This window comes from Desulfoluna sp. CYM3A (genome assembly GCF_056829965.1).
In genome coordinates this window covers 3,678,998-3,705,421 of the sequence record NZ_CP186556.1, presented here as the reverse complement: position 1 = coordinate 3,705,421, position 26,424 = coordinate 3,678,998, and the positions used below count along the sequence as shown (strand labels likewise).

Annotated in this window: 27 protein-coding genes, 2 pseudogenes and 1 riboswitch; of the genes and pseudogenes, 21 read left to right on the top strand and 8 right to left on the bottom strand. The window is 53.9% G+C overall.

Translation table 11 applies throughout. The features are described from left to right. The first annotated feature begins 168 nt into the window (after nucleotides 1–168). The 11 genes and pseudogenes from ACOYW1_RS18885 to ACOYW1_RS18835 all read left to right on the top strand — a co-directional run bounded on the left by ACOYW1_RS18885 (nucleotide 169) and on the right by ACOYW1_RS18835 (nucleotide 9,743). Nucleotides 169–2,268, top strand: coding sequence for an ankyrin repeat domain-containing protein (locus ACOYW1_RS18885; protein WP_482419282.1), 2,100 nt, complete (start codon nucleotides 169–171; stop codon nucleotides 2,266–2,268). A gap of 189 nt (nucleotides 2,269–2,457) precedes the next feature. After that, nucleotides 2,458–2,832 (top strand): desulfoferrodoxin, encoded by a 375-nt coding sequence (locus ACOYW1_RS18880; protein ID WP_180140580.1) that lies wholly within the window; start codon nucleotides 2,458–2,460, stop codon nucleotides 2,830–2,832. Between the two features lie 81 nt (nucleotides 2,833–2,913). Beyond that, nucleotides 2,914–3,069, top strand: coding sequence for a rubredoxin-like domain-containing protein (locus ACOYW1_RS18875; protein WP_175469652.1), 156 nt, complete (start codon nucleotides 2,914–2,916; stop codon nucleotides 3,067–3,069). 25 nt (nucleotides 3,070–3,094) lie between these two features. Further along, nucleotides 3,095–3,430 (top strand): cytochrome c3 family protein, encoded by a 336-nt coding sequence (locus ACOYW1_RS18870; protein ID WP_482419281.1) that lies wholly within the window; start codon nucleotides 3,095–3,097, stop codon nucleotides 3,428–3,430. Nucleotides 3,431–3,999: 569 nt separating this feature from the next. Next, a complete protein-coding gene (locus ACOYW1_RS18865) occupies nucleotides 4,000–4,383 on the top strand; it encodes a hypothetical protein (RefSeq protein WP_482419280.1) in 384 nt (127 codons plus the stop codon). A 14-nt stretch (nucleotides 4,384–4,397) separates the two neighbouring features. Then, on the top strand, nucleotides 4,398–5,000 hold the full coding sequence (locus ACOYW1_RS18860; RefSeq protein WP_482419279.1) for a hypothetical protein: 603 nt from the start codon (nucleotides 4,398–4,400) through the stop codon (nucleotides 4,998–5,000). After that, entirely contained in the window at nucleotides 4,997–6,523 is a 1,527-nt protein-coding gene (locus ACOYW1_RS18855; RefSeq protein WP_482419278.1) for a cytochrome ubiquinol oxidase subunit I, read from the top strand. Before ACOYW1_RS18860 ends, ACOYW1_RS18855 begins: the two co-directional genes overlap by 4 nt. Next, a complete protein-coding gene (locus ACOYW1_RS18850) occupies nucleotides 6,465–7,403 on the top strand; it encodes a multiheme c-type cytochrome (protein WP_482419277.1) in 939 nt (312 codons plus the stop codon). Before ACOYW1_RS18855 ends, ACOYW1_RS18850 begins: the two co-directional genes overlap by 59 nt. A 683-nt stretch (nucleotides 7,404–8,086) precedes the next feature. Next, nucleotides 8,087–8,959, top strand: a pseudogene (locus ACOYW1_RS18845) (NAD(P)/FAD-dependent oxidoreductase); the annotation flags it as partial. A gap of 145 nt (nucleotides 8,960–9,104) precedes the next feature. Further along, a pseudogene (locus ACOYW1_RS18840) lies at nucleotides 9,105–9,338 on the top strand (CoA-disulfide reductase); the annotation flags it as partial. Between the two features lie 69 nt (nucleotides 9,339–9,407). Then, entirely contained in the window at nucleotides 9,408–9,743 is a 336-nt protein-coding gene (locus tag ACOYW1_RS18835; protein ID WP_482423766.1) for a rhodanese-like domain-containing protein, read from the top strand. 491 nt (nucleotides 9,744–10,234) lie between these two features. Here ACOYW1_RS18835 and ACOYW1_RS18830 read toward each other — a convergent pair whose 3' ends face one another. Then, nucleotides 10,235–10,390 carry a hypothetical protein gene (locus ACOYW1_RS18830; RefSeq protein WP_482419276.1) on the bottom strand — a complete coding sequence of 52 codons (156 nt, stop codon included), beginning with the start codon at nucleotides 10,388–10,390 and terminating at the stop codon, nucleotides 10,235–10,237. Nucleotides 10,391–10,866: 476 nt separating this feature from the next. On the opposite strand from ACOYW1_RS18830, the gene ACOYW1_RS18825 reads away from it, so the two are divergent. Both ACOYW1_RS18825 and ACOYW1_RS18820 read left to right on the top strand, forming a co-directional pair. After that, complete coding sequence (locus tag ACOYW1_RS18825) at nucleotides 10,867–11,850, top strand: SPFH domain-containing protein (RefSeq protein ID WP_482419275.1); 984 nt, start codon at nucleotides 10,867–10,869, stop codon at nucleotides 11,848–11,850. Nucleotides 11,851–12,033: 183 nt separating this feature from the next. Beyond that, nucleotides 12,034–12,390: a hypothetical protein gene (locus tag ACOYW1_RS18820; RefSeq protein WP_482419274.1), complete on the top strand. Its 357-nt coding sequence runs from the start codon at nucleotides 12,034–12,036 to the stop codon at nucleotides 12,388–12,390. A 186-nt stretch (nucleotides 12,391–12,576) separates the two neighbouring features. Here ACOYW1_RS18820 and ACOYW1_RS18815 read toward each other — a convergent pair whose 3' ends face one another. Next, on the bottom strand, nucleotides 12,577–13,428 hold the full coding sequence (locus ACOYW1_RS18815) for a sirohydrochlorin cobaltochelatase (protein ID WP_482419273.1): 852 nt from the start codon (nucleotides 13,426–13,428) through the stop codon (nucleotides 12,577–12,579). A 13-nt stretch (nucleotides 13,429–13,441) separates the two neighbouring features. Beyond that, nucleotides 13,442–13,645, bottom strand: coding sequence for a hypothetical protein (locus ACOYW1_RS18810; RefSeq protein ID WP_482419272.1), 204 nt, complete (start codon nucleotides 13,643–13,645; stop codon nucleotides 13,442–13,444). 567 nt (nucleotides 13,646–14,212) lie between these two features. Continuing rightward, nucleotides 14,213–14,398, bottom strand: a riboswitch (cobalamin riboswitch). A gap of 983 nt (nucleotides 14,399–15,381) precedes the next feature. Here ACOYW1_RS18810 and ACOYW1_RS18805 point away from each other — a divergent pair. After that, a complete protein-coding gene (locus ACOYW1_RS18805; RefSeq protein WP_482423765.1) occupies nucleotides 15,382–17,097 on the top strand; it encodes a methyl-accepting chemotaxis protein in 1,716 nt (571 codons plus the stop codon). Nucleotides 17,098–17,315: 218 nt separating this feature from the next. Here ACOYW1_RS18805 and ACOYW1_RS18800 read toward each other — a convergent pair whose 3' ends face one another. Together ACOYW1_RS18800 and ACOYW1_RS18795 are read right to left on the bottom strand one after the other, a co-directional pair. Then, nucleotides 17,316–17,561 (bottom strand): helix-turn-helix domain-containing protein, encoded by a 246-nt coding sequence (locus tag ACOYW1_RS18800; protein ID WP_482423764.1) that lies wholly within the window; start codon nucleotides 17,559–17,561, stop codon nucleotides 17,316–17,318. Between the two features lie 48 nt (nucleotides 17,562–17,609). After that, complete coding sequence (locus tag ACOYW1_RS18795) at nucleotides 17,610–18,191, bottom strand: AraC family transcriptional regulator (protein WP_482423763.1); 582 nt, start codon at nucleotides 18,189–18,191, stop codon at nucleotides 17,610–17,612. Nucleotides 18,192–18,452: 261 nt separating this feature from the next. Here ACOYW1_RS18795 and ACOYW1_RS18790 point away from each other — a divergent pair, with 261 nt between their 5' ends. From ACOYW1_RS18790 to ACOYW1_RS18780, 3 genes are all read left to right on the top strand, one after another. After that, nucleotides 18,453–18,653, top strand: a complete 201-nt coding sequence (locus tag ACOYW1_RS18790; protein WP_482419271.1) for a hypothetical protein — start codon at nucleotides 18,453–18,455, stop codon at nucleotides 18,651–18,653. Continuing rightward, nucleotides 18,650–19,387 (top strand): alpha/beta hydrolase, encoded by a 738-nt coding sequence (locus ACOYW1_RS18785; protein WP_482423762.1) that lies wholly within the window; start codon nucleotides 18,650–18,652, stop codon nucleotides 19,385–19,387. Before ACOYW1_RS18790 ends, ACOYW1_RS18785 begins: the two co-directional genes overlap by 4 nt. 167 nt (nucleotides 19,388–19,554) lie before the next feature. Beyond that, nucleotides 19,555–20,154, top strand: coding sequence for a nitroreductase family protein (locus tag ACOYW1_RS18780; RefSeq protein WP_482419270.1), 600 nt, complete (start codon nucleotides 19,555–19,557; stop codon nucleotides 20,152–20,154). 409 nt (nucleotides 20,155–20,563) lie between these two features. Here the strand turns inward: ACOYW1_RS18780 and ccsA are convergent, their stop codons facing one another. From ccsA to ACOYW1_RS18765, 3 genes are all read right to left on the bottom strand, one after another. After that, the gene (gene ccsA, locus ACOYW1_RS18775; protein WP_482419269.1) at nucleotides 20,564–21,379 is read right to left on the bottom strand and encodes a cytochrome c biogenesis protein CcsA; all 816 of its coding nucleotides are present in this window, start codon (nucleotides 21,377–21,379) and stop codon (nucleotides 20,564–20,566) included. 74 nt (nucleotides 21,380–21,453) lie between these two features. Next, nucleotides 21,454–22,788, bottom strand: coding sequence for a cytochrome c biogenesis protein ResB (locus ACOYW1_RS18770; RefSeq protein ID WP_482419268.1), 1,335 nt, complete (start codon nucleotides 22,786–22,788; stop codon nucleotides 21,454–21,456). Further along, a complete protein-coding gene (locus ACOYW1_RS18765; protein WP_482419267.1) occupies nucleotides 22,788–23,390 on the bottom strand; it encodes a tetratricopeptide repeat protein in 603 nt (200 codons plus the stop codon). Before ACOYW1_RS18765 ends, ACOYW1_RS18770 begins: the two co-directional genes overlap by 1 nt. Nucleotides 23,391–23,693: 303 nt before the next feature. On the opposite strand from ACOYW1_RS18765, the gene ACOYW1_RS18760 reads away from it, so the two are divergent. Genes ACOYW1_RS18760 through ACOYW1_RS18745 form a run of 4 tightly spaced genes read left to right on the top strand, consistent with a single transcriptional unit; the run spans nucleotide 23,694 to nucleotide 26,079 of the window. Continuing rightward, nucleotides 23,694–24,134 (top strand): response regulator, encoded by a 441-nt coding sequence (locus tag ACOYW1_RS18760; RefSeq protein WP_482419266.1) that lies wholly within the window; start codon nucleotides 23,694–23,696, stop codon nucleotides 24,132–24,134. Further along, complete coding sequence (locus ACOYW1_RS18755; protein WP_482419265.1) at nucleotides 24,134–24,367, top strand: winged helix-turn-helix domain-containing protein; 234 nt, start codon at nucleotides 24,134–24,136, stop codon at nucleotides 24,365–24,367. The genes ACOYW1_RS18760 and ACOYW1_RS18755 overlap by 1 nt, the downstream gene beginning before the upstream one ends. Further along, nucleotides 24,345–25,124 carry a HAMP domain-containing protein gene (locus ACOYW1_RS18750; RefSeq protein WP_482419264.1) on the top strand — a complete coding sequence of 260 codons (780 nt, stop codon included), beginning with the start codon at nucleotides 24,345–24,347 and terminating at the stop codon, nucleotides 25,122–25,124. Before ACOYW1_RS18755 ends, ACOYW1_RS18750 begins: the two co-directional genes overlap by 23 nt. Continuing rightward, nucleotides 25,108–26,079: a sensor histidine kinase gene (locus ACOYW1_RS18745; protein WP_482419263.1), complete on the top strand. Its 972-nt coding sequence runs from the start codon at nucleotides 25,108–25,110 to the stop codon at nucleotides 26,077–26,079. Before ACOYW1_RS18750 ends, ACOYW1_RS18745 begins: the two co-directional genes overlap by 17 nt. The last annotated feature ends 345 nt before the right edge of the window (nucleotides 26,080–26,424 follow it).

The window sequence follows — 26,424 nt, the reverse complement described above, 5'->3', positions numbered from 1 at the left end:
TCAAAAAACGACCCGCCGGAGGCAACTGAATTGTTACATGCGTTGGCCCTGACAAGTCTTCCCTTGTGTGTGCGATACATTACAAGCCCTGTGGCGGGGAACGTGATATGGTGATTCCTCGTATGTGCCTTGTTTCGGACCCTATTGAAAAAATTCATGGAGCCCCCTATGAGACGTGTCAGCCTCGTTGTCTGTCTGTTGTGCCTGTTGGTCTGCTTTCCGGCCCTTTGCCTTTCCGCCCCGCCCGGGGATTTGACCGGCCAGGAGAAGGCCGAACGCCTGGCCGGTGTCATGGCCCCTGTGTTTGATATCCATTTGAGTCAGGATTTTTCCACCATTGAAGAGGGCGGGGCGTTTTCAGACCTTGTCCTGGGCGAGGAGAATGAAGAGGCCCGGTTTGAGGCCCGTGAATTTTTCGAGGCCACGGGCTTGAAGCTCTCCTGCACGGTGGGGCGGGAGGAAGCGTTCCTCCACCTGCCCGAGACCTGGGACGGTGCCGACCGGGACGTGGTGAAGGCTATCCACAAAGGCCTGGCGTTTTACCACAGGGAAGAAACCATTGACGGCGGCGTGCGCGTCCTCTTTCGCCACGCACGCTTAGAATCCAAAGACGCTTATTATGTGGTGCAGCTGGACATCCGCAACCGGGACAACGCCACGCCGTCCCTAACCCTTGGCTGCTACCGAAAAGAGCGGAGCAGGGCCACCTCCATGTTTACGGTGCCCGACGCCGCCTGGAAGTCCTGGAAGCCGGAGGCCAAAGAAGGGGAGACAGAGGCCAAGACCCGTGTGGCGGTGGCCATGTATCGTGCCAAGGACGCTGAAGGGGATGTCTTCGGCACCCACCTGCTGGAGGTCTCTTTTCTCAAGGGGATGCCCTGGCTCTCCTTTCGGCCCCGGCTTTATCCCATGTGGGAGAAGGCATACCCCGAATCCGCCCAAAAAGGATTTATCAGGGAGCTCACCGGGGTCTTTGTGGACGATACACCCTTTGCAGCCTTTGTCCGGGCCAAAGAGCGAAGGTTTCTTGTCACATTTATCGGGGACCCCAGGCAGCCCTTTTTTCCCCTGGGCCCCGAGGATTTTGCCGCTTTGAAACAAGGCAGCTTTATCCAGTTTGACCTGGTGAGCGTTCTCGGCGAAAAGATGCAGGTGCGCTTTCCCCTCAACGGCTCCATGGAGACCCTCACCCTTTTGGAGAACCTGCCGGAAAACAAGGGCAAGCCCACTTTGGACGGGCTGGTCCTGGCCGGGGACCTTTCCGGGGTGGACGCGGCCATGGCCTCTGGGGCGTCCGTCAACACCAAACCGTCAGGCGGCATGTCCCCCCTGGCCCTTGCCGTGAAGATGGACGACACGGCCATGGTACGACTCCTGGGGAAGGCCCCGGACCTTGATACCGAAGAGAAAAACAGCGAAGGCGACGGGTTCCTCCACATTGCGGCCCACTACAAACACGGCAACGCCATGCTTGATGCCCTTTTGGCCATCGGTTGCGACACCGAAATCCGGGACGAAAACGGCCGTACCCCCTTAAGTCGAACGGTCTGTTACGACGGCATGGGCAAGGTCGACAGCCTCCTTGGGGCCGGTGCGCGTATCGACGCCCCGGACGAGGACGGGTACACCGCCCTGCACCACACCGTGAGAAACCGATTCTCTTCCGAGGAGGAGACCGAGTACCTCATCAAGCACGGAGCCGATAAAAACCGGCGAACCGGCGACGGGCATACCCCCCTCATGGTGGCCATTGAGAATCAGTGCTGGGGACATATCCAGAAACTCCTGGCCTTGGACGTCGCCCTTTCTCCCACAAACAACAAAGGCCAGACCGCCTTGGCCATGGCCGAGGCGTACCGGGACAGCAGCGACCTCACCGAGATGATCCCCACCCTGATCCTGGCAGGGGAGGAGGCCGTAAAAAAGACCCATGAGGCCTACACCAACCTGGCCACGATCCTTGAAAACAAGGGGCTGTACCACATCGGGTTCCACAACACCACGAGCGAGACCGTCATGGTGGCCGTGCGCATCAAGGACACGGACGGAGACTGGGTGACTCGATCCTGGGCCAAATACACCCCAGGGGAAAAGGGGATTATGACCCGCAGCCCCAACAGCATCTTTTACTTTTTTGCAGAATCCGAGAGCTGGGTGTGGAAGGGCACGGACAACTATCGGACCATCTCGGGCAAAAAGGTGGGCATGCGTGAGGTGAAGCTGAAGTCCCGGTACAAGGGCGAATCGTACTATTATACGCTCAAATAAAGGCCCCTCAGCCTGGGGTACCGGCCAAGGCATTTCCATCTATTTCAATTGAAAATCAACGGAATTTAATATAGAATTTCTTCCACATATCTTGGGAATACGACCTGCGTACCCGTCACCGCAACGGTGACCCCGACAAGCATCCGCAAGACGGCGGACTGCTTATGCCCATCTTTTATGGAGGACACTATGATTGAACGAAACCAGATTTTTAAATGTGATTTGTGTGGAAATATCGTTGAAGTGATGGTGGGGGGCGGACCCATCCCCGTCTGCTGCGGTCAGGACATGGCCCTGCTTACGGAAAATACCGAAGACGCTGCCGTTGAAAAGCATGTCCCCGTGGTTGAAAAAATCGCCGGTGGCTTTCGCGTGGTCGTAGGCGAAGTGGCCCACCCCATGCTGGACGCCCATTACATTCAGTGGATCGAGATCCTTGCCGACGGCAAGGTCTACCGCCAGTACCTGAACCCCGGTGACGCCCCTGAGGCGACCTTTATGATCGACGCAGACACCGTCACCGCCCGGGAGTACTGCAACCTCCACGGCCTCTGGAAGAAGTAGGCGGCCGTGACCTTTGGCGGGGGACGCCGCCTGGCTGTCCCCCGCATCAGTATCCCACCCGTTACAAAGGGAGGATGACCCATGGAAAAAAGCTGGAAATGCACGGCATGTGGCTACAGCCTGAAAGACAAGGAGCCCCCTGAGGAGTGTCCGGCGTGCAAGGAAAAATGCACGTTTGTGGACAACATCGACTACACCCAGAACATCGGAGACAAACGACCCGACGAGCGGATTTGATGCGGAGGCATTGGAAGGAGCGAGGATGAGAAGGGTTGGGAGTGTGCTGGCAGCCGTTCTGCTGGTTGGTGTATGCTGCGCGTTTGCCGGACAGGGGAGTGAGTCCCTTGTTCTGTCTGTGGAGGGGAAATACGGAGAGGTGGCCTTCCCGCATTGGAACCATCAGGCAACCCTGGGGGACTGCAACACCTGCCATGGGATGTTTCCCCAGGAGACAGGCGCCATTGATCGGCTCATTGCCGATAACGGCCTGAAGAAAAAACAGGTGATGAACAATTGCCGCGCATGCCATCGCACGACGGCAAAAACAGGGAACCCCAGCGGCCCGGTCAAGTGTTTTGACTGCCACGCCAAGGGGTAGACAATTTTGAAGACGAAAAACCGCAGTGCCACGCGCTGCGGTTTTTTTTGTAGCTACTCAGTTGCCTCCGACGGCCAGGTGGGGGCACAGGGGAACCCCCCTGTTGCGAATGCTGGAAGGCAGAGATCAATCCATGACGTTCGAGTGAACATAGTTTGGAGGGTAAGCCCTCACCTGGGGGGCCTCGCCACGTTTGACAGTTCCACCGGTCGACGTAGATAACATCTCACATATATTAACGGTTCATCACACGAAGCGAGACACACTAAAATGCAGCGCCGCACTCCTGTGCGGCTTTTTAGTCCGTTGTTACCCATGCCGCACCGGAGTGCGGCGCTCCAGGGATCAAGGGGGACTAAATGGTGATGAAAACACGGTGATGGTCGAAACAATGACCAAGGCCAAAAAGAAACCGGACCGTTTTGAGCGGTTAACATTCAAGCCTCCCGTTGGACGGGAGGGGGTGGTCCCAGTTGAGTTAAGACCTGTTTGTCAAACTTTATAAAAGTTTGGCCCCCGGCAGTGCCGCCGGAGGCTATTTTTATGCAAAAGCAGATGGGGGAGAGACCATGGTATTTGAGAGCCTGCACGCCGGAGGCGTCGCCTTGCCCGTCCCTGCCTGGATCGTTCGGGGACTTCACCTTGCAACCCTCACAGCCCACGTGGCGGTTATGACCCTTCTTCTTGGAGGCGCCCTCATCTATGCCGCCGGTTTTTTCAGCGGCAACGGCGAGGCACCGGAGGCGCCTCGCCTGCCTGTGTGGACGGCCTTTGCCGTCAACACAGGGGTTGCGCCCCTGCTCTTCTGTCAGGCCCTTTTCGCCCATTTTATCTACACCAGCTCCATTCTCATGGCCGGGTGGTGGATCGGCGTGCCGGTGGTGGTCATGGCCGCCTACGCCCTCTCGTACCTTGCGGTCTCCCCCGGAACAGCCTTCCAGGTCCGGGCATAGAGCAGCCCGTTGCCGTGGCCCTGCTTCTTCTTTTTGTCTCCTTTGTTTTTGTCTGCAACATCGACCTCATGGCAAAGCCGGAACAGTGGACACGCTATGCGGACTCCCCCCACGGCTGGATTCTTTTTGCGGGTGGGGCAGACACCCTGTTGCGATGGGGCCACGTGGTGCTGGCGGCCCTGTTCCATGCCCTGCTCCTCAGCCGGTTGCTGGGCAAGGCAGGCCCGTTGAACGGGCGCCCGGGGCTTTACCTTGGGGTCGGAGTTTTTATCTTATTGGCGGCAACGGGTCTTTTCCATTTTGTCTCTCTGCCCGAGGCCGTGAGGCAGGGGGCGGAAAGCGGCGTGCTCTCCGTTTATTTTTTGGCGGCCTCGGCCCTTGTGCTGGCAGGACTCCTCCTTGCGGGCCGGTTAAAGAGTTGCGCCGCCTGGGCCCTGGGGAACCTGACCCTCATGATCTGCTACCGCGAGCAGGTGCGCACCGGGTTCTTGGCGCCCGTCATCACAACAGGGCCTGCCGACTACGGCTCCCTGATGATGTTTGCCCTGGCCCTGCTTGCAGGGGGCGCTGCCTTTGCTTACATGCTGAGCCTTCTCGGCAAAGGGGGTGAGGCATGAGCTATCCGGTGCTCGATTTTTTTACTGGGGGCGGGGGCCTTCTTATCGCCATTATAGCCGTAACCCATGTCTATGTAGCCCATTTTGCCGTGGGGGGAGGGCTTTTCCTGGTGCTCACCGAAGCCCGGGCACGAAAACGCCAGAGCGCGCCCCTTTTGGCTTATGTGAAAGGGCACACGAAGTTTTTCCTCCTGCTCACCATGGTCTTCGGCGGTCTCTCCGGGGTGGCCATCTGGTTCACCATCGGCATCCTCAGCCCGGATGCCACGGGCAAACTCATCGAGGTGTTTCTCTTTGCCTGGGCCGCCGAGTGGGTCTTCTTCTCCGTGGAGATCACGGCCCTTCTCATCTATTGGTACCGCTTCGACTCTCTGTCGCCCACAGACCATCTCCGGGTGGGGTGGATCTATTTCGGGGCAGCCTGGCTTTCCCTTTTCATCATTAACGGGGTGATCAGCTTCATGCTCACCCCCGGGGCCTGGGCCGCCACCGGCCGGTTCACGGACGCCTTCTTCAACCCCAGCTTTTGGCCCTCCACCCTGTTCCGAACCTTTCTGGCAATCTGGGCCGCAGGGCTTTTCGGCTTTGTCACCGCATCCTTTTCTAAGGTAGACGAGGTGCGGGAAGAGGTGCTGGGTTTTTACACCCTCTGGGTGGTGGGCATGGGGCTTGCCGTGCTCGGCTCAGGGCGTCTCTACCTTGCCTGGGTGCCCGAGGCGCACCTTCAAGGGCGCTATGAATTTGCCGCTGCCGTTCCCGGCCTCATTTCGGGGTTCACCAGCCTGACCCTTGTCATCATGGCCCTTGCCGCCTGCATGTGGATTCTGAAACATCGGGGCCTTAGAAAACCCCTGGCATTGGTCGTTCTGGCCCTGGGCCTTCTTCACATGGGGCTGTTTGAGATGGTGCGGGAGCACGCGCGCAAACCCTGGATCATCCCTGGGGTGCTCTACGCCAACAACCTCTCGCCCCAACATGCAGGCGAGCTGAACCAAAGCGGGCTCCGAAGCCGCTCCCCCTGGCTTGTCGGGGACCAGCTCACCGGCCGGAACCTCTTTAAGGCTCAGTGCCTTTCCTGCCACAGCGTGGGTGGCCCCATCAACGACATCCGGCCCCTCACCGAACGCTATCCCCCAGGGCCTGAGCCAGGCCCTGGCTGGTCAGGGCGTGCTCCACACCTATATGCCTCCGTTTTTTGGGGATGCCCGGGAGCGGCAGCTCCTGGCGGACTGGCTGACCCAGGGGCTCCACGGACCAAAAACAGTTGCGCCTGCGCCCCAAAAGCCTGCAATGGCTATCGCCCCTCAACCCGACCCCCAAACCCGAAAAGAACCCGTGCTCCTGGCCTGGCGCCGGACCCAGGGCAACGGGCGTCTGCAAAGCCCCCTCTTTACCTCGACAAAACCCGTGCCCCAGCGCATCCAGGCTGCCATGGTGATGCCGGGAGATTTTCCGGAGGTGGTCATGGACGGGGCCGAACTCTCCGTGGCATCGGGTGGGGATGCCTATCCCATGACTTTTGACGACGACCTCGGCACCTGGGTGGCCGAAGCAGGGCAGGGGCGCTTCAATGATTCCTGCCAGGTGACGGCCACCGCTGACGGCCAGGAGCTGAACACTGTCCTGTTGCCCCCAGAACCCGATGCCCCCCGGGGCTGCTACCATTGCCACGGCGGGTCCCCCGACCCTGCGGGCATCGGAGAAGAGACCGCCGCGCAGATCCTGGCCGCCCACGACAAAAACAGCGGCACGTCTCTGGCGACACGGGCCGCGAAAGGTACATCCATAACCTGCCGAAGCTGCCGCGGGGCGGGGGATTCCGCCTCACCTTCGGCTGCCCTCCACGGCTGGCATAACCCCTACATGGCCGACAAAAGCGAGGCCTCCTGCCGCTTCTGCCACGACAGCGGCCCTGAGCATGCCCCCGCCTTTTTCTCCGGTCGTCACAGAGAGCCCCTTGACTGCACCCGGTGTCACGGCTCACTCACGGTTCATACGGCCCGGCTTCTCAAGGAGGTGAGTGCCGATGAAGTCGTTCCCTTAAAGGCGCCCCTGCATGCCACCCTGGAGACGGTTTCTCCACGGCAAGCCCATGCTCAGCTTCCCGACTGTCTCTCCTGTCATCAGGATTTTGAACCGCCCTCGGCAGACGCCACCGCCTCCATGACCTCATCCCCGGATGCGCGGTTCAGCGTCATGAAAGACGAGATGGAGGCCCTCTCCTGCACTGCCTGCCACAGCAGGGCCCATGAACTGCTCCCCGCATCCCGCGAGGGCACCAACAACCAGTCCATCGCATACATGGGCGAACCGGGCGTCATCGGGCGCATCACCTGCACCGTCTGTCACGCCGAAGAACCCGAAGATGAAGGCCATCATCCGGGGATGTTGAAAAACAGATAATTTTTTTGGTAGAAATAGTACCCGCGATTCGGTTATGAACTCTGTGGTCAAAGAGAAAGAAAAAAGGCCTCCGGTGCCAGGGGGTGTGCACCCTGAAACCCTATGGCGAATGCATGGAAGCTCTCTTTTTTCTAATGTTATCGAAGCATTCGCGTGATGTGCGACATCTTGCAATGCTCTTTTCCGGAGAGGCCTGTTTCACTTTTCTTGAAAACGAAGCACGGGTGCGAAAATGTCGGAATTGTTTTGGCGGAGCCTGTGAATGATTACTTGAGACCTGTTTATCAAACTTTTTAAAAGGTTGGCCCCCGGCAGGGCCGCCGGAGGCTTTTTTGATCTGAATAGTTACAAAAAATGTAACCCATTCGAGAAAACTGGCTCCCCAAGCCCGGATATTTCACGAATCGGGTGCACCCATATTCAAGGCATCAGAGCTGCAGAAGTCGTGGCTTTATAAAAGCTCTGATAACGCGGAAGATGGGTGCACTCGGCTCGCCCGAAGGGTGAGAAAATCGAGCAGAATACAGTGGATGATATGTTGTCTAGAATCTATCGATTTTTCTTGGTAACCCATTGTAATGAGAAAATATATATTTGGTATGGTCGTTTTCTCATGAAATAGTCGGGCAAGGGAGCCCACAAGGATACTTAATTAATAACAATACCAATATTGGGAGATACAGATGCAGAGAATCGTCATTGTCGGAGGAGTTGCAGGGGGTGCCACGGCTGCGGCCAGGGCACGCCGCCTGGAAGAAGACGCGGAGATTATTATTTTTGAACGGGGTGAGTACATCTCCTTTGCCAACTGCGGGCTGCCGTATTACATCGGCGGGGTGATCACCGAGCGGGACGCCCTTCTTGTAACCACCGAAGAGTCCTTCTCCAGTCGCTACAACGTGGATATCCGCAGCATGACCGAGGTAACGGACATCGACCGTGAGAAAAAAGAGGTAACGGTCCGGGACGTCAGGACCGGCAAGACCTCCGTGGAAGGTTACGATCGCCTGATCCTCTCCCCCGGAGCCGAGCCCTTCCGCCCGGCCATCAAGGGCATCGACCTGCCCGGGGTCTTTACCTTGAGAAACATCCCGGACACCGACCGCATCAAGCGCTACGTGGACGCCAAGGCTCCCAAGACCGCCCTGGTGGCAGGGGCCGGATTCATCGGCCTGGAGATGGCAGAAAACCTCGTGGAGCGTGGCGTCGAGACCACCGTGGTGGAACTCACCGACCAGATCATGCCCCCCCTGGACGTGGAGATGGCCGCCGCCGTTGAAACCCACGTAAAGAGCAAGGGCACCACGGTCTTTACCTCCACATCGGTGCAGGGCATCGAGGCCACAGACGGTGCCTACGATGTGGTTCTCCAGAACGGAAAAGGTTCTGAAACCAGACGATATGACCTGGTGCTCCTGGCCACGGGCGTGCGCCCGGAAACAAGCCTTGCCAAGGCCGCCGACCTGGCCATGTCCGACAAGGGCGGGGTGCGCGTGGACGCCTCCATGATGACCTCGGATCCCGCCATCCTTGCCACCGGCGACGCCGTCACCACCCTGGACTACGTCTCCGGGGCAGAAGTCGGTGATCCCCCTGGCCGGTCCCGCCAATCGCCAGGGCCGCATCGCTGCCGACAACGCTTCCGGCAGGCGCTCTGTCTACAAAGGCACCCTCGGCACCTCCATCGCCAAGATTTTCGACATGAACGCCGCTTCCACCGGCATGAGCGAAAAGCGTCTGAAAGCCGACAATATTCCCTACAAAGCCAGCTGGACCCACTCCGGCTCCCACGCAGGCTACTACCCCGGCGCCGAGATGATGGCCATCAAGCTTCTCTTCGCCCCCAACGACGGCAAGGTCCTGGGTGCTCAGATCGTGGGCGGCAAAGGCGTGGACAAGCGCATCGATGTCATCGCAACGGCCATCAAGGCTGGCATGACCGTTTTCGATCTCCAGGAGCTCGAACTGGCCTACGCTCCCCCCTTCTCCTCAGCCAAAGACCCCGTGAACATCGCAGGCTACGTGGCCGGCAACATCCTCATGGGTGACGTGGAGATGATCGACTACACAGAAACCCTCGCAGCAGATCCGGAAAAAGACCTCATCCTTGATGTGCGCACCGACGAAGAGATCCAGGAAAACGGCACCCTGGACCACGTCCTCCACATTCCCGTGGACCAGATCCGAAACCGTTGCGACGAAATCGACAAGTCCAAGCGTATCCTGGTTCTCTGTGCCATCGGTCTCCGCGGTTACCTCGGCTACCGTATCCTCAAGCACCGAGGCTACGACGTCAAAGCCGTGGCAGGCGGATACGCCACCTTGCGGCACATGAGATAAGGTGTCAGGAAATAGATAAAAGTACAAAAAAAGCCTCCGGCGGCAAGGTGTGCCACATTGAAAGCAGGTTACCGCCGGGCTTTGACCCTCGTTCCTCGGGTCAAAGCCCAGCGGTATTCTGGCGAACTATTGTATGATTATTTATTTCCACAAATCTAAAACGGCAATGGGCACCCCGATTCGGGGTGCCTATTTTGTTTTGGAAAGGGTCGTAGTTAGTGAAAAAGTTATTAAATAAATAGGATATTGGTCGATGCTTCTGAAGTTCCCTGACCCATTTCCGTGCGGCTTTTTTCCGTGAGCCCCCACAGCTTCACTACCCCCACGTGAACCAAACACCGGCACTCCTTAGGAGCGCCGCACTCCCGTGCGGCTTTTTTCCGCCTCCCCACGAGATACTGGCTCCGGCATAATCAAATCAAACAAAACCGAACCAAAACCCGCCTCACAGACGAGATACCCTGGCCCCATTCGTCGTTTTTTCCGCTCCTTCATCCTTTCCTTCTCTTCCCTGTAAATGGCACCATGAGGCAGATCCAGGCGTACTTCCAGGCCAGAAGGTCCTCGGTGATGGTCCGGATTCCCCACCACTTGATGTCCAGTTGCAGGCCGTTTCCGCCCGGATCCTCGGCTCCCTCCAACTCCATAAAAAAATCACCCACCGATTAGGGCAATCGGTGAATTTTCGGACTGACTCAATGCCAGTGACTATTTATTTGTTGAAAGTGTTCTTTCCTACGTATCGCTAAGTTTTTTCAAATTGAAAAAAAATAATTTCAGGCGTATGAGAAATCAATACATGGCTTCTTGGCCCACAGTGGTGGCCCCTGTAGCCTATAGATGAAGTAAATATAAATGACTTATAAGTATGGTAGAGACTCGACACGTCTCGTATTAGGTAATTACTTTGTTTTGATCTTGTGAGTAGGCTGTCAATGTTGGGTAGAAGACTGGCTTATCTGCCACTTGAGAGCTCTGAACTGCTTCGGGTGGGTCAACCTACAAGCCGTTTTTTTGCACCCGTAGGCATGTCGCTTATCGACGGGTTTGTTGTTGGGTGTTCGAAATCCAAGCATGGGTTGGTAACGCCAAATGTTTTGGGACGTATATTGAGGGGAAATAGATGGATAAGATTTTGAGTTTGTTAACGTTGTGGGTCGTTCGTTTTGTTTTTGTCAAGGAAGGAACCAATGTTGTTATCACAAGGTTCGGAAAATACGTCAAAACGTTGACACCGGGGATGCAGTCTTTTGTTTCATTGTGGGGATTGCTGGGGAACGTGTACACTTTTAAGATTACCGATCCGATGACCTCAAATGTGATTTCAACCAATGAGGTAGATATCAAGGAAATTGTTTATGATTATCCCAAAGAGCGTGTTATTTCGAAGGATAATGTTCAGTTTGAGGTTAATGCCATTATCTATTTCAACGTTTTTGATCCTTACAAAGCCCTGTTCAAGGTGACGGATTACACCAGTTCACTGCGCAAGTTGGTCCAATCGATTTTACGGGCGGAAATCGGAAACCATGTTCTCGAAGAAACGTATTCCAACAGGGCTCTTATTTCCGAATCGCTCACACGGGAAGCCGATAAGGCCACCGACGAATGGGGGATTCGAGTTGTCAGGCTTGAGATTAAAGAATTTGAGCTGGGCGCCTTTGCTGAACAATTGTTGCACCAGAAACAGCAAGATATCGAGAAGAGACAGCAAATCCTCCATGCCGAAGGGTTGCGTGAAGCAAAGATCAAAGAAGCCGAGGGCCAACGGGAGTATGAGATAACCATTGCCGATGGTAAGAAAGTTGCCGCTGCCGCCGAGGCGGAGGCCATCATCATTAAGGCAAAAGCAGATGCGGATGCTAAAAAGATGGAGTTTGAAGCGGAATCTTATGGGTATGAGGTTATCGCCAAGGTGATCCAGGAGCACCCGGACATCACCTATTATCTCAAACTGCATGCTGGCAATACGATCAGCAAGAATTTGAGTGAAGGCAAAGCCACTAAGATATTCCTTCCAAATTCATCGGAACATCTCATTAGTTCGTTTTCATCTATTTCAGAAGCGCTGGATGCAGGCAAAAACACCCTTAAAAAAGATGTATAAGCTGCTGGGATGAGCAGACGGCTCTCTCGTCATTAAATAAGCATGCGGGAAAAACTATCAGAATACGCCCTCGCCGGCGAATTTAATGTTTACCCTGCTTAGAGATAGAGAATTGTTTTTCAGGTGGACCTTGCCCCTGAACAAAACCATCTTCTCCTCTACGTCTTTATGTAGGAGACATTTATGAAACGAGCGCTCTTTATCATTTTTGCTTTTATAGTGCTTGGCATCATCATTGCGGCTGATTGCCACCCTGCATCGTTTTCTGGTTCAGAAAAAGAGAAACAAAAAGTTATTGCGTATATTCAGGAAACCGTGAAACAAGAATATTCGGCAATCGGTATGGGGGATGCCTCGACTCTGCGCATGATGGAGAATCAAGAGCTTAAATCCTTTAAGCGATTGACGAAGGTTACGGATACCTCATTATTGGATCACGTCATAGACCAATACTGCGGGATCGGGATGTGTAATTACCAGACTCTTCTCTTGATGTATAACCAGGAAAAGAAAGCGGCAAGTCAGTCCCTTACCTGGTAAATTTCAGGTCATCTCGGAAGGCATGCTTGAAAGGGGGCGTTTTTCTCACCCTTTGGGCGAGCCGAGACAGGGACAGTGCTTTTTTGTTCGTCTGAAGCGGTTTTATGGCATAGCCGAATAAAAAGCCTGTTCCCTTGTCGGCCGCTTATCCTTATCGCTCACTTATTTTAATAAGCGCTCTGTTTATTAATAATATTCTGCCAGCTTGAGCATCCGATCCAGGCGATCCATGAAGCTTTCATTGACCTCGGGATAGTGAGCCAGGCCCTTGAAGTATTCTTTGCCGTCCACTGTGGCCATGGGGCATGTCACTTCAAAACCCTGGGCTTCCAGGGCGCTGCGCCAGCTATCCTCCTCACCCATAAGGTCCTCTTCGGCATGGAGCCCGGCAAAATACATCATGGGAATGATTTTGACCCGCTTGTATTGGCCTGCAAAATCTTCACGAGCCATCCGGGCAAACACGGCTTCATGGTCGGGGAGGCCTTCCACAGAGGCCGCTCCCACGTTGGGGTACCTGTCGGCCAGCAGCTTTTCAAGTCCCATATAAACGATATTTACCGGATCGGCCGCTAGGGGGGTGCCGTGGACGGCCAGCAGGTTGTACCCCTCGTCCGGGCTTAAAAATTCGGGTTCAACGGCCTCCAGGATCTCTTTGACAAAGTCCCAGCGGTGGAGCAGGGTTTCACCAAGGAAAACCCGCAATCCCGGGAAATAGTTACAGGTTTCAGCCAGATGTTGGTACTCGGTCCCCGGAAACACATGGATGGCCTGGACAACGGCCTTGCGGTAGCCGTCGGCCTCTACCTTGGCGAGGGTTTCGTGGAGGCTTGGGAGCCCGAGTTTTTTCCTTATGATTTCTGATGTGTAGGCCCAGTAAATATCTTCATCCGGGTGTTTTTCAGCAAGTTTCTGTTTGAAAAGGTCAAGGGCGATTTTTGCCCGATTGGTACTTCCGAAGGCGGCAATGACAATGGCGGGTTTGGTCTTCAGCTTGGGCAGCCGCATTTTCCGTGCAATATATCCGTTCTCGTGCATTCGGGTATCCTCCTCAAATCCTGATTTTACTGTTGCCGGCCATGCCGGTTGCTCTGGACAGCCCGGAGCTGGCCCTGATCATGGCCAGGGTAGCCGGGTGGCGTGCCTCGTTTGCAATACTGCTGCTGGTCAAGGTTTCGACGATGGCGTCGTCAGCCATGACATGAATGGTATCACAGAGCTGTTCGGCAAGGGCCAGGTCATGGGTAATAAACACGCTGGCAAATCCGAATCTTTACTCAGCCTTTGAAACATAGTGATGATCTGGGCCTGGATGGTTGCATCAAGGGCCGAGGTGGATTCATCGCAGATGACAAGGCTGGGGTTTAATCCCGTGGCTCTGGTAATGACGATGCGCTGGAGCTGGCCGCCGGAAATCTGATAGATCTGGGATCTGGACGGGATCAGGGGACAGGCTCTCTTTACATGCTATTTGGCTACAACGAAAAGACCAATACGGTACTTCGAGAGTGAGGTGCGAAGAAATAAAGAGTCTGTCCACAGAATTCCAGAGTTCCACGGTGCCTATGGCAACTCCGCCGATGAATGACGGACTGCCCAGGCGCCCCACCACGGCGGTATTCACAGCACCTAAGGGTGGTTGGGTCACCGTTGAAAGGGTAAAGGGGACGGCAAGTTTAAGATAGGCTTTGTGTGAAACAGTTTCCATTTGCGCAACGCCTGAAAAATGGAGCGAACTGGCGTAAAGACGGCCTGAGCTCCATGGATGCGGGGAAACCGTATTTCTTCCCGGTATGGTGTGCAGACCATCTTTTACCCTAGATGTTCTGCTGTCCTTCAGGCAGGTCTTCTGACTCTCGGATCATCCTGATTTGCTGCGCGCCTGCCGGACGGATGTTGAGTGACATAAGGCAGCGTTCGTCCCCGATTACAGCGGCGGGCCCGTTCCGGAATTCAACCGGATTCCCTTTTCATCTCCCGTAGGAAACACCTGAATACATTCGGCGGTATATAAAATGCACCAACACGTTTGTCAAGCATATGCATGGGATTAGCAAAGGATAGCGCATGTAACATGCCTTTCTTAGCATTGGACGTTTGTGTTGATGTGTATAAAAAATCTCGCTCCTGATCAATGGCATCATACGGGTCAGGAACGGGCCTGAATGGGCTGGTCGCATGGGGTTTCTTTCAGGTATATAAAGACACAAAATTGACATCAGATGCGGGCTTCCAGCATGGCTCTGGTCGTTCGCGTATGCCGCCGGTGCCATGGCGAGAGGCTGTGTCTTCTCTCCTGTCTGTTCGGTTTACTCGAACAGCCGGGGAAGACGAAAACCAGAGAGACGTGATATTCACAGGCGAAGCCTTGAAGGAAAAAGGCACATGTGCAGGTGCTCCAGCCCGGTGCCCGAAGTCTAAAAAAGAGCCTGTCCCCGCTAGTCCCCCGTCATTCAATTTTCCCATTCCCTCTATCCACCTTCGGTCTAATCTCCATGGCTTGTAAGACCAAAACATGAGAAAAGAGCAAACTTAAAAAGATATACCAGGAAAGGAACTATGTCATTTTTAGGTTGAAAATTAGTTGCTTAACACCGTGTCGCGGCTAAAGAGATTTTTCCACCATGTACTTGACTGATCTGAGGCATGGCTGAAATGGACGGTACTGGCTTATACTACAATCTATACAGTGAAGGGGTGAGAAATTGAGTCTTGACTTGAAATCTATAGCTTCAAAACTCGTAATAGGAGGGCTTTTTGTTGTCATTACACCACTTATGGTGATTAATGTTTTGTCGTATAATCAGACAAAAAAATCCATAAGCCAAATTTCTTACCAGAATGCCGAGAATACAGCTTCTGATCTTGCAGAGCTCACCAATCATATTCTCTTGTCGCTAAAAGTTTCAGCCGGAGCCTTCCGTCCAGAAAAATGTCACAGATCTTGCAGACTCCGTTGAAAAAAATGGCGAAGAGAATTCAGCGACTCACATAGCGCATGTGTTTTCGTCTTTAGGGCAACAGTTTAAAAGCATTGGGAAGAATTATCAGGGTATTTTTATTGCCGATACACATGGAAAACTCATCACAGGTATTCTGGAAAACGGCAAGGAGTATAAAGGGTCGAATATTTCTGATCGGTCATACTTCAAGACAGCCATGAGCACCGGAAAGACTGTTCTCAGCCAAATAGTCATATCCAAGAAGACAGGCCGCCCCATTGTTGTTGCCTGTGCACCTGTGAAAAACGAAGACAACGTTATCGTAGGAGCGCTTGCGACTGTCATAAAGGCAGACATTATCGCAGAGAAAATTTCGGGGCGCATGATTGGAAAGACAGGGTACTGCTTTATGGTTGATACAAACGGTATCATGCTCGCACACCCCGAAAAGGAATATGTCTTAGACCTCGATATTTCCGATATCGATGGTATGGGTGCGTTGTTTCAAACGATGTCACGACAGGAACAGGGAGCCATTGATTATGTGTTCAATGGTGTTGAGAAAATTGGAGGGGTCGCACCAGTTGGAATCAACGGGTGGTCGGTGTGCGCAACACAAAATAAAAAAGAGTTCCTTGCTGCGTCGGTTAAACTTAGAAATACCAATTTTGTCATACTGCTGGTGTCGCTTGTTATTTCTGTCTCATTGGTTCTTTTTTCTGCAAAATCCATCGTTAAACCGATAAATTCGGTGGTGCTGGGGCTCAAGGAGATTGCGACAGGTGACGGTGATCTGACAAGGAGGCTGGATATAAACACTGGGGACGAAGCGGAAAAGCTTGCAAAATGGTTCAATATTTTTATGGATAACCTCCAGGAGATGATAGCAGGCATCAAAACCAACGTTGATAGCCTTACCAGGGCATCAGAGTCGCTTTCTATTATTTCAGATGAAATGTCCTCAATTTCCGCCGATTCTGCTGAGAAAACAAAACGCGTCACTGATTCTGTTTCAACCATGAACAGTGATATTCAAAACGCAGTCAGTGAGATGGACAAGTCATCTGCCAACTCTCACATGATCGCAACGGCTTCTGAGCAGATAACCTCAACAATCGAAGGGATTGCGAAAAACTCTGGAAGTGCGGACGAAATTACAACCAGAGCCTTGAATGAAGTTGAATTTTCATCTCAAAAAATAAAGTCTTTAAGCGGTGAGGTGCAAGATATTGACCAAGTTACAAGCCTTATAACCGATATCGCTCAACAGGTGAACCTTCTTGCCCTCAATGCGACAATCGAAGCCGCAAGGGCCGGAGAGGCGGGGAAAGGCTTTGCCGTTGTTGCCAATGAGATCAAGGAGCTTTCCAATGAGACTTCAGATGCTGCAAAGAGCATCAAGTTTAAGATTGAATCCATCCAATCGACATCCTCTTCTCTTGTCGAGAACATATCTGCCACATTCTCAACAATAAAAGCTTCAAACGATGCGGTATCCGATATAGCTGCCGCGGTTGAAGAGCAGTCTCTTACAATCTCTGAAATCTCCTCAAATATTGTTGAATCGGCGTCAAGCTTGAAAAGCATCAACTCTGAATTGACCAAGAGTTCCATGAACCTTTCAGACATTGATCAGGAACTTAAGCTCTTGGATAATGACGCTGAAAAAATCATGGGCACAGGGGACACGGTAAAGAAAAGTTCCATGGAACTTGAAATTATTTCCAAGGATCTTCAGGAAAGGGTCGGAAGGTTTATCATGTAAAATAAAGAACAGAGGGGACAGGTTCTTTTTCTATGTGCTTCCAGCATTTTCATGGTGCCCGGGGGATCAAAAGAGCCTGTTGCCACAATCGTCTCCACTATTCATACCAGCACTCACTATCACCCCCTACCAATGAATTGTGATGGGATGTAGAGTGACGTTAAATTTCGAATACTTCCTGCCATCCCCAGAGTTGAAAAGGGATGACCTCTTACTACTCAAACCGTTTTTTTCAGTTCATTTTCTTTATTTATCCCAAACAGCCTTTTAAATTCTCTGCTGAATTGCGACTGGCTCCCATACCCTGAATCAAAAGCTGCGTCACTCGCGCTTTTCCCTTCAAGAAGCAGGCCATGGGCATTATGCAACCTTATTTTTTTTATAAACTGCATAGGTGATAATGACGTGGCTCTCTTAAATTGCTCATGGAGTCCAGAAGTGCTCATTCCTGCATACGTTGCGATCTGTTTTATGCTCTATCGGTTCCTTAAAGTGGCTCTCTTGGGATAAATCTATTGTAAATCCAAGAAATTCCATGCGCCTGTAATTATTAAAGCACTGTTTCGAAGCAAATAGCCGCGCTCTCCCTTAAGAATGTAATAGACCTCCCTGAGTAACCCCCTTCCAAGGACCTTTGTTTTTTCAGGGTCGCCAACAATGTTGAGCAGCCTTGCAAGGCTTTCTTTAACATCATTGTCTAAAGCTGAAGAGGTAATGATCAGGTCCGTTTTATTGTGTTCCGGCCAGAGGCTGAATTCATCCATCTCCAGGAGCAGGTCGTTTATAATGATTTGGTCGATATGTATGATTACACCGAAATAGGGCCTTTCAGGGGATGCGGCAATCAGCTCCGATTCAAGCGGGATTTTTGCCGTTCCAATCAAATAATTATTTTCGTCATAGACAATGTCTTTTTTACCTATGAACAAGCTTTTGCTTCCCTGAACGATGAAACAGATCGCAGGAATAGAGACTGAGGCCGTTCTTCCGGAGGGTTTCTCCATACGAAAAAGTTCAAGTCCATCGATCCCCGTCTTGGTCAGCCCCTCATTTGGAGACAGTTCGGATACGATTGATTTTAAGTCCATCACCATCACCTTCTATCCAATGATAAAATCGCCACGCCGTTTTGAAAATAGATAAATTTTATATTTTGGAGTTTTGTGCAAACAATACAGATGAATCATATATGAATCCACATCACATGTCGTTATTATTCAAATCAAACATCAAATTTTACCGCTAACCAATCTATTTGAAGAAAAAGATCAACACTATTTATCTTGTGGTTCCTGCTTTTCACCCCTTCATATGTGTTGGCAAAAGACAAACAAACCTACAAACGAGGTTCCCAAATGAAACACGCAATCCATGCTGGAATAAATAATGTTACATTCAAAAGCCAGGGACACACCCTTGCTGGGCTTATATTCGCACCTGAACATTTTGACGAAACCAAAAAATACCCAACCGTGATTTTTACAGGCCCCTTCAACCAGATTAAGGAGCAGACGGTTTCGCAGACGGAAGAAGTCGGCCCAACAAGGGATACATAACCCTTGTTTTTGACAACCTGGGTTATGGTGACAGCGAGGGTGAGATTAGAAACTATGAGAATGCTGCATGGAAAATGGAAGGCGTTCGAGACGGTATCAGCTACCTTGGAACCCTACCTTTTGTCGACCGTGAAAATTTATATGGCCTTGGTGTTTGCGCCGGAGGCGGATACATGGCCATTGTTGCAACGACCGATAAGCGCCTCAAGGCCATTGCATCGATTAGCGGCATGATGGACAACACCATGAGTTACTTCGGCGTGATGACAAAAGAGCAAATACTGCCCATTTTCAAGCATGCAAATGCTGCAAGGCAGCGAATGTATGAAACAGGTGAGGTTGAATACGCCGATATCTTGGGCCTGGAGTCCCTTGGCCTTGAAAACCTCGGTAAAGAGTCAGCCATGTATGAAGGGTATGACTATTACATGACAAAAAGGGCCGGTGCCGAAACCTACCCGAACTATACCCACAAAAGCCTCGCGAATTTACTGGAGAGCGCCCCCCTTACAAGCGCAACGGCACTTGCTCCTTACCTTTATACCCCTTATATCGGGATTTACGGAAAAAGCAATCAGGAAAACGCCGCCCCTTTTAACGGTTTTCGAAATGTCAGTGAACCCAAAGCGTTGTATGAGGTCAAAGGCGCAAGTCATGTAAGCCTCTATGATATTGACAAAGATGTTCAGCGGGCTGTTGACAAAATGGTCGAGTTTTTCAAAAAGCACAGCTGATTTTTTCTTAACCCGGCGGGTAGGCACATGATTGTGGTGCAACTGTTTCAAGGCAAGACAGCTGTCAGTTCCTCATCATGTTTTTAAACGTATCTATGTGCCGGGGTCACCTGGAGAAAGGCCCTGTTTAGGTATTAGGTAAACAGGGCCTGACTGGTAAAAAAACAATGCGTATCACAGATATAAAAAGACAAATTCAGCTTTTACCCCCCGATTTGAGTAGTGAAAAATCGCTCATGACTGCCTTCAAAAACAGGCGGTCCACAAGGGGCTTTTCCGAGAAGGCGATCCCGTTGCAAACCATTTCAGATATTGCTTGGATCGCATGCGGTATCAACAGAGAAGACGGAAAAAGGACGGTTCCGTTACTTTGGGATAACCTTCTTTTGTATTTCGCCATGGAACGTGGCGTCTATTTATTTGACCCGAAAAAGAACATCCTGAATGAGGTGATTGATGAGGACATCAGAAGTCGCATACCAGACCAGAACTTTGCGAAAAAAGCACCTGTTATCCTCTTGTTAGGCCTTGATGACTCTGACTTGAGCCAAATGACGGAGGCTGTTTTAACCGACGGCGGGGGAGTCACACTGTATTCCGGGATGCAGATTGCTTATGCATCCCAAAGTATTTATCTTTACGCTGCTGCCAACAACCTCAATACGGTCGCATTGGGCTGGTTTGATCAGGTTTTTTTAAAAGAAAAACTTGAGTCCTCAGAAAAAACCAATTTCTTTTTGGCCCATCCCATCGGATACAACGAATAAACACATACGGTACGTCGACTGTGGGCGCGAAAAAATAAAGGGCTTGTGGTGACCATCGAGCTCAAGCTTGTCTCCGGCTGCCTTGCCGGAGGCAAGGCGTCTCTTTACCCCTGTATACCCTCTCCATACTCCATAAAAAGAGCCTGTCTCCAATATTTCTGTTTTTACATGTTCTAGTGTTTTTAAAAATTTGGTGTTTAAGAGCCTTCGGTTTGGCAGAGGTAGCATCGAAAGTCGGTAGCCACGCGTAACGTTATTTTGGTACGGGAGCCGAATCCCGGGCTTCGCGATTTCGGTTAGATCGAGTGCGCGTATGGCAATGGGAATCCAGGGTGGAGTCTCACGGGCAAAGCCCGTAAGGGAATGCTTCGAGCCCGAGGAACGAGGGCTCGAAGCATTCCCGAAACTGTTAGGCTCCGTAGCTGTGCAAGCCGGGAAGCAGGTTCACACCGAAGTAGGTGAACATGACGGCGGCAAACCCGATGATGGAGAGGACGGCTGTTTTCTTGCCGCTCCAGCCGCGGACCAGGCGCACATGGATGAGGGAGGCGTAGATGAACCAGGTGATGAGGGACCAGGTCTCCTTGGGGTCCCAGCCCCAGTAACGGCCCCAGGCGGAGTTGGCCCATACCGCGCCGGTGATGATGCCGATGGACAGGAAGAGAAAGCCCAGGAGGATCATCTGGTGGGAGGCCTCGTCGATGTCGAAGGAAGCCTCCTCGGACCGGGCCGCGTCGGGGCGGAATAGGAAGAGAAGGCTCAGGGCAAAGGAGAGGGCAAAGGCGGCATAGCCCACAAAGCAGGTCATGACGTGGGCGCTGAGCCAGTTGCTCTTCAGGGCGGGCATCAGGGGGCGGATCTGGGATCCCACGCTGGGGGAGAGGGAGGCGTAGGCCAGGGCCAGAAAGGAGAAGGTGAGGGCAAAACCGCCTGCGATGCGGATGTTCATGAGCCGTTCCAGCACCAGGTAGAGGGCGGCGATGGCCAGGCCGTAAAAGACAAGGGACTCATAGAGGTTGGATAGCGGAATGCGCCCGATGCCCAGGGCATAGGACTCGGACCACCGCAGCAGGAATCCCGCCGTGTTGATCCCAAGGCCCACGGCTGCCGTGGCCGTGGCAGGCAGGTTCAGCCGGGTTGACTTGAAAATCCACGCACAAAAGTAGAGGAGGCCGGACAGGCCGTAGACAAAGGTTGCGATGGATATGAGCAGGGAGCTTGTCATCTCTGTTCTCCGAATCTGTTAAGTGTCATACATGATCACCCCATGCGCCAAGGCAAGGGGTGATCTTAATCGTGTTAACCCAGTCTGTTCAGAAGCTGCCAGGCGTAGCGTGTGGCCCACACCTTGTTTTTCGGGGCTGCCCCCGAGACGGTGACGGTGCTGCCCAGGGCCGCCGGGGTAAGGGTGACGCGGATTTTTTTATGGCCCGTGAAAAAGGCCACGAAGCAGCCTGCAATCATGAGGATAAAACCGGTGTAGACCAGACCCACGCCGGGGTCGTAGGTTACCTGAAGCCCGGTGTAGTAGGCGTGCTCATGGTCTGCGATGGAGAGGATCCAGTCGCCCTTGCGCATTTTGTCGAAATTGGAGAAGCGGGAGAGGAGAACCACCTCTGTTTTTGAGCCGTTGTCTGTGAGGGTGCCGATGGCGGCCTCACCCACGGACCTGCCGTTGAACGCGTGGTTGGATGCGTAGCGGTCGAAGGTGAAGGTCTTGCCTGGGGCAAAGGTGACGGTCTCTCCGATGTCCACCGCCTTGGTCACGGTTTGACCGGTGGCTTTTTCCATAAAAGCAAAGGAGAAGTCCTTGGCCCCCATGGTGCCGTAGCTGGACTGGTAGAAGGTCACCCCGTTGTGGGTAAGGGGGTTGTTGACGATGATGTCCCGTGTGAGGACCTCCTTGTCATCTTCAAGAACCGTGAGGCTGGACCGGTACTCCTTGACGCTGCCCGTGTCGTAATGGCTGATGCTGAAATTGTTGCAGCGTACGGAAAAGCCCAGGGGCTTTTTTTCGCTGCTGTTTCTGAGGATGATGGAATCAACGCTTTCGCCTTCGGGTACGTTGACCGCTCCGTCAAATCCGAAGAGGCTGCCCACAAGGGCCCCGGCCAGCAGCACAAGGATGCCCGCGTGGACCACGTCTGCCCCTATGCGGGTCCAGCGGCCCTTTTCCGCGTCAATGGCAACCCCATTTGGGAGGGTGACCTTCCGGGTGCTTGCAAACCGGGTGGAGAGGGCCGTTTGGACGGTTTCTTCCAGGGCCTCGGGGGATTTGGGGCTTGTGCCTTCGGCCAGGGCCGGAAGAGAGGAAAAGCCTTTGAATCCTTTGCCGAAGGAGAGTTTTATCGTGGTCCGGAACCGGGTTACGGTGCAGACCAGAATATTTAAGGTCAAAAGGATAATAAGCAGGACAAACCACCAGGAACCATACATGTCCGTCAAATCCAGGATGTGAAAAATCCGGTAGAGGGGTTCTCCAAAGGCCTGGATGTAGTCGGCGGCGTGTTTGTTCTGGGGAATCAGGGTGCCCAGGACCGAGGTGGCCGCCAGCACGAGCAGCAGGGCCACGGTCAGTCGTACCGATTTGAAATGATCCGTCACCGACGTGAGGATGCTCTGGGGTGCGCGCATCAGTTTGTCCCTTTTTGGTCGTGGCCCTCTTTAAAGTGGGCGATGAGTTCATCAATGGACTGGTTGCCCGCCATGGCCAGGGGGTTGATTTCGCGCAAGGCTTCCCAGGTGGCGATGGCCTCGTCGCGCCTGTTCAGGTCGTAGACCAGGACGATTCCTTTGTTGAGGTAGGCGTTTTCAAGGGTTTTGTCCGCGGCAATGGCGGCGTCAAAGGACTGAACAGCTTTTTCCGGCTGTTTGTTCCTTCGGTACATGATGCCCAGGTCGGTGAGGACGTGGGGATTGCCCGGGGTAAGGGTAAGGGCGCGGTTGTACGCGTCGATGGACTTGGCGTACTGGTCCGTGTCAAAGTAGGTGTTGCCCAGGCGGATAAGCAGGTCTGCGTTGTCCGGGTTCTCGGCAAGCTGTTGCTCTAAAGCCTCGGCCATCTTTGCCAGCTTGGCGTTGCCCTGGGGCGCTGTGGTGGCGTAACCCGGGTCTTTCATTTTCCAGGCCGATAAGGCGACCCCGGCGAAAAAACCGATGGCAAGGGCCAGAATGAGAAGAAGAGGCGAGGTGCGGGTGACGACCTTGCCTTCTGGTCTGTCAAGTTTATCCGTCATGGGATACGTTCCTGTTTTTTGGGTCCGGGATACGGGTGTCAGTAAGGTGGTACGACCGAGACGGAACGGATACCTGTGTTGATGCGTCACCTGAGTATGATGTTCTTGAATGTGTCAATTCCATCGCGTTAGCCGTGTTCCGTCTCGACCGCGTTCGTACCATAGCGAAGTCGTGTTGCCGAAACCTTTCCGGGACATTACAATGCTGAAAGGAACCCCCGCCCCGTTGACAGGGGAAGGGGGCTTTTTTAGGGTACGCAGTAAAGAAGGCCTTTTTTAGATAACCTCACGTCGGGGATGTACATGCGGATACTCATCATTGAAGATGACAAAGAGATTGCAGGCTTTATCGCCAAGGGATTCAGGCAGGAGGGCTTTGCCGTGGACACGGCCCACCGGGGGGACGACGGCCTGGTACTTGCCCTGGAGGAGTCTTACGATGCGGCTGTCATCGACATCATGCTGCCCGGATGCAACGGCCTGGAGATCATCGAGGCAATGCGGGAAAAGCGGGTCAACACCCCGGTGCTCATCTTCAGGCAAGCATTTGCATGGACGACCGGGTGCGGGAAGGGGCGTCCGACGCGGCGGGGACGACTACATGGTCAAGCCTTTTGCCTTTTCAGAGCTTTTGGTGCGGATCCAGGCCCTGATCCGGCGTTCCGGAGGGGTGGCCGAGGCCTCCACCCTCACCGTGGGGGACCTGTTCATGGACCTGTTGGAACGGGCGGTGGGCGGGGCTGATGGAGCTTCAGCCCAGGGAGTTCTCTCTTCTGGAATACCTCATGCGAAACGCTGAGAGGCCCGTCTCCAAAACCATGATCTTGGAGCATGTGTGGGACCTCCACTTCGATCCCCAGACCAATGTGGTGGATGTGCTGGTCTGCCGCTTGAGAAACAAAGTGGACAAAGCCTTTGACGCCAAGATGATCCACACCATCCGAGGGGTGGGCTATGTCCTTAAAGCGCCTGCGTAACATCACCCGTACCCTGGGGTTCCGCGTGGGGGCCTGGTATTCGGCGATCTTTATCGGAAGCTCGGCTTTGATGTTTATCCTGGCTTACCTCTTTCTCGGGGCCACCCTCAGGTCCCAGGATTACGAGGAGATCCGCCTGGAGCTCCGGGAGGTGCAGACCCTCTACGACATCGGCGGCGTCTCCGCCCTCAACCGGTACGTGGACCAGCTCGGAAGCGAGCGCAGGTCGCGTCCCCTGTTTATCCGGGTGGCGGATCGGGACAACCACACCCGGCATATCTTCTCCCAGGGCAGCTGGGAAGATTTCGACCTCACCCTTCTTTCCCACGGCTGCCGTGATTGCCAGGGCTGGCAGACCCTCTCCTGCCGAAAAGGAACCTACGTGCTGGACGTGCTCTCCGGCCCCTTGACCAAGCGCGGTAACCGCGTGCAGGTGGGCATGAGCAGTCAGCGCCGTCAGGAGATCCTCAGCCAGTTCCGCCGAATCTTTCTTGTGGTGATGATTCCCCTTTTTGCCCTGGGGCTCGGTGGCGGACTCTTTCTTTCACGCCGGACCCTTCGGCCCATCCGCGATATCATCAAAACGGTCCGATCCATTGACGCCGGGACCATGGAAGCCCGGGTCCCGCGTACCCGCACCGGTGACGAACTCGACGAGCTGGCCGGGCTCTTCAACAGCATGCTGGACAGCATCCACGGGCTTATCATCCGCATGGAGAACTCCCTGGACGACGTGGCCCATGATCTCAGGTCCTGATGGTCGCGCCTGCGGATGCTCGGAAATGGCCTTGCGGGAAGGGGATGACCCCGAGCTTCTCCGTCAGGCCCTTGAAAAGGGCATCGAAGAGTCCGACCGTATCCTGAGTCTTCTCACCACCCTCATGGACGTCTCCGAAGCCGAGACTGGCATGCTTCGCATCACTCCCCGTGAAACCGATCTCACCGAGCTTATCGAGACCATCGTGGAGATGTACCGGTTCGTGGCCGAAGAAAAGGCTGTAGAAATCGACGCCACCATCGAACAGGGGCTTGTGGCCTCTGTGGACCCCCACCGCCTGAGCCAGGCCCTTGCCAACATTCTCGATAACGCCGTCAAGTTCACCCCCGAAGGCAAGAGCGTTGGCATCACCGCCCGAAGGGATGCCGATACCGTGCGCATCGACATCCTCGACGCCGGACCCGGCATCCCCCCCGAAGACATCCCCCGGATCTGGGACCGCCTCTTCCGCGGAGACAGAAGCCGTTCGGAAAAAGGCCTGGGCCTTGGGCTCAGCCTGGTCAGGGGCATTGTGGCCGCCCACCACGGCGAGATCCATGTGGAGAGCCGGGAGGGCGAGGGTCCCCGGTTGCCTGGTTCTTCATCCATAAACATCATGGGTGTTGCCTCGCAGGGCGCGCCGTGTGTACCGTTAACTTCTCTAAAAAGTGGATTGGTTGTGCTCGCTCGGGATGGTGTGGGCTGCGGCCGAAGCCGTTGGCCTCGCGTAACGTTTGCGGTGCGGGGGCCGCACCCTACGCTTCGCCGGCCGGGCGGTGTTGGGAAGGCTGTGGAAATCGTTTTCATGCCATGGCGGCAAAAGGCCGATGCCTCGCAGGGTGCGCCGTGTGTACCGTTAACTTCTCTAAAAAGTGGATTGGTTGTGCTCGCTCGGGATGGTGTGGGCTGCGGCCGAAGCCGTTGGCCTCGCGTAACGTTTGCGGTGCGGATCTGACCCCTACGCTTCGCCGTCCGGGCGGTGTTGGGAAGGCCGTGGAAATCGTTTTCATGCCATGGCGGCAAAAGGCCGATGCCTCGTAGGGTGCGCCGTGCGCACCGTCAACTCCCCAAAAAAGTGGATTGGTTAAGGCCGTTCGGGATGATGTTGGCTGCGGCCAAAGCCGTTGGCCTCGCGTAACGTTTGCGGTGCGGGGGCCGCACCCTACGCTTCGCCGGCCGGGCGGTGTTGGGAAGGCCGTGGAAATCGTTTTCATGCCATGGCAGCAAAAGGCCGATGCCTCGAAGGGTGCGCCGTGTGTACCGTTAACTTCTCTAAAAAGTGGATTGGTTGTGCTCGCTC